Source organism: Lutibacter sp. HS1-25 (assembly GCF_004121075.1).
In the GTDB taxonomy this organism is placed as follows: domain Bacteria; phylum Bacteroidota; class Bacteroidia; order Flavobacteriales; family Flavobacteriaceae; genus Lutibacter.
The window spans coordinates 1-2,869 of sequence record NZ_RHLN01000066.1; the positions used below are offsets into that span (position 1 = coordinate 1).

3 protein-coding genes are annotated in these 2,869 nt (G+C 29.4%); 2 read left to right on the forward strand and 1 reads right to left on the reverse strand.

Translation table 11 applies throughout. From position 1 onward, the window contains the following. Positions 1 to 629: 629 nt before the first annotated feature. Positions 630 to 1,130 (forward strand): hypothetical protein, encoded by a 501-nt coding sequence (locus tag EC396_RS12170; protein WP_129366940.1) that lies wholly within the window; start codon positions 630 to 632, stop codon positions 1,128 to 1,130. A 309-nt stretch (positions 1,131 to 1,439) separates the two neighbouring features. Further along, entirely contained in the window at positions 1,440 to 2,213 is a 774-nt protein-coding gene (locus EC396_RS12175) for a DUF4240 domain-containing protein (protein WP_164975274.1), read from the forward strand. Positions 2,214 to 2,302: 89 nt separating this feature from the next. Here EC396_RS12175 and EC396_RS12180 read toward each other — a convergent pair. After that, positions 2,303 to 2,869, reverse strand: a 567-nt coding sequence (locus tag EC396_RS12180; RefSeq protein ID WP_240665700.1) for a transposase, incomplete at its 5' end; no start/stop codon positions are given.

Sequence of the window (2,869 nt, forward strand, 5' to 3'; positions counted from 1 at the left end):
ACCTATTTCAGTATAATACATTGCTTTTGGATTATTTTGTACAGGAATTTTATTAGGTGCTTTTATCGCGTTGAGTCTCAAAAATGAATCTAATTTCAATATTCCTTTATTTTTAATTTTTAATATTCCTATTTGGTATTTTTTAAAACCCAAATTAAAAAGTGAAATCACAGAAATAAAAGAATAAATAGAATTCTGAGAATTTTAAACTAAAATGACAATTCTCTGATTTTAAAATTACAGCCGAGTTTGAGCATTGAAATTTGACTGTTGGAATATTTAAGATTTAAGAAAAATATTGCTAAAATGAGAAATCTCGGAGTTTAAAATTAAGGCAGAGTTTGAGCGTTGGAATTTGATTGTTGGAATAATTAAGATTTAAGGAAAATTCAGCTAAAATGAGAAAGCTCCAAATTTAAGAATAATGCAAAATGAGGTTTTTATACGTAAAAATTCAGGTCGAATAGATTAATTCTAACTCAAAACCACATTACACAACAACTCATAAAATTCATGCTATAATTCGAACTAATAGAAAATTTAAAATATTAAACAAACAATTTGCTACGGCTGAAAAATATCGTATTTTTAAACCGCACAAATCTTATAAAAGCCCGTTGCCCAACATTATGAAAACGAAATTCTGTTTGATAATTTTACTTTCAATTTTGAGTTATAAAACATACTCACAAGAGTTTGAATTGAAAAACCCAAACATCGAAAAATTAAGAGAACAAGTGAAAACTGATTTTAAAAATGAGGGAATTTATTATTATTTAATCAATAATTACAATCCGACTTCTGAGCTTTACGAAAAAGAGTTCTATGAATGGGAAAAAGAATCGATTTGTTCATTTAAGAGAGATTTTGAGAATGATATTAAATATTCGATTTTTCAATGTAAAGAGGCTGGAGGAATTTTGGTTAATGTTGAGTTTCCTAAAATAAGTCGAGAAAAACTAATGAGTTGGATTGAGCAAATGTATGAGATTGACAAAATGGATATTGATGTAAATGTTTGGAAAGAGAACAATTCAAAATTTGAACCGAGTGAAATAAATCCTGGTTGTTATTATAAAATCTCTGAGAAAGAGAATAGTACGATTGTAGATTTATATTGCGGATGTTAAAAAAAACGTTGGGCAACACCTCATAAAATTTATGCTTACATTTAACCTAAATAACAAACCGACAAACATTCAACAAACGATTTGCTACCACCGAAAAATCTCCGATTTTCCAGTCGCACAAATCTTATAAAAGCCCGTTAGCCACAATAAAACCAAAAAATGAACGAATTAACTAAAATTGGAAAAAAAAGGACAATACTAATATCAATAAGTATTTTACTTGTTTCAATTCATACGATATATTTTTATCATTCTGTCAGACCAGAAATTGAGTCAAAAAAACTTATCACACAACTAATAAGGTTTGTATTGACTGTTGGACTTTTGATAATGGTTTATAAAGGAAAAAATTGGGCGAAAATTATTTCAATAGTTTTATTTTCTTTGGGTCTTTTAGGAGCATTAATTGCTTTAGGAACTTTAGAAACACCTTTCATTAACAAAGTCCCTTTATTAGTAATGATTTTTGTTTATTCAATGGCTATTTATCATTTTGGTTTTGCTAAAAGTTTTAAAGAGTTTTTTAAATATCAAAATTCTGAAACTGGAATTAAAGAAACCTTTCAAGATTCCAAACAACTTATGGAATCAGAGAAATTTTGGAAAATTATTGAAACTACTAAATCTAAAAGTTTAGGAGATTACGAAAATCAACAATCTGAACTTGAAAAAGAATTATCAAAATTAACTGCAAACGAAGTTTTAGAATTCGACAATAAGTTCAGAACATTAAGAGGAGAAGTTTATAATTGGAATTTCTGGGCTGCTGCTTATATAATTAATGGAGGATGCTCTGATGATTGTTTCTCTGATTTTCGAGGTTGGTTAATTGGACAAGGACAGTTAATATACGAAAATGCAATTAAGAATATTGAAACACTAACTGAACTGAAAGAAACAAATGACGGAGATTGGGAAGGTTTGAGTTATATTGCAACTGATGTTTATGAAAAAAAGACAGGAAATGATATGCCTCAAGGAATTCAAGAAAATTTTGAAATAACTGGAGAAGAATGGGAAGAAGATGAAAATGATTTGAAAAAAAGATTTCCGAAATTATACACGAAATTCGGAATGGAATAAATTACTGTGGCTAACACCGGTAGCCGTTGCACAAGACCTTAAAACACAAATATCATATTTCATAAGCTCCTTTTTAAGGGGCTTATTTTTTAAAGCAATAGCAAACTCTTCTCAATTTCGAATCGCTTAAAAAGGTTTATTTGAAGGCCTACAAAGCCCTCTAATGTTAAAATAAAATGATGCACCTGTTTTGCATCACTTTTTACAGTTTTTGAAATGAATTTTAAGTACTTTTTCAGATTATAAGCCATTGCTGACAGATGCATTACCTTATTTGCTTGCTGTATACCAATTGTATTTATTTTCCTAAGTCCCATAAACTGAGTAAGGGTGCCAAATACAGGCTCAACAGTGCTTTGCCGTTTACCTTTCATATAACTTCCTCTTTTGCTGTTTACCCTTGTATTGTTACGCTCATATTCTTCTTTGTAATAAGTGATGGTAATCCGTTTTTCTTGACTCTTTTTTAAACAAGTACTACGTATAGGGCAATCAATACATAGGTATTTAGATGCTCGATACTCTTTCTTTTTATTATTGTTTTCTCCTTCATAAAAAACCTTTGTAAATGGAATCGTTTTATTTTGGGGGCAGATAAAACAATCTTCTTGTTTATTGTAGGTAAAGCCTTCTGGACCGCCTTTATAGGTTCCGTG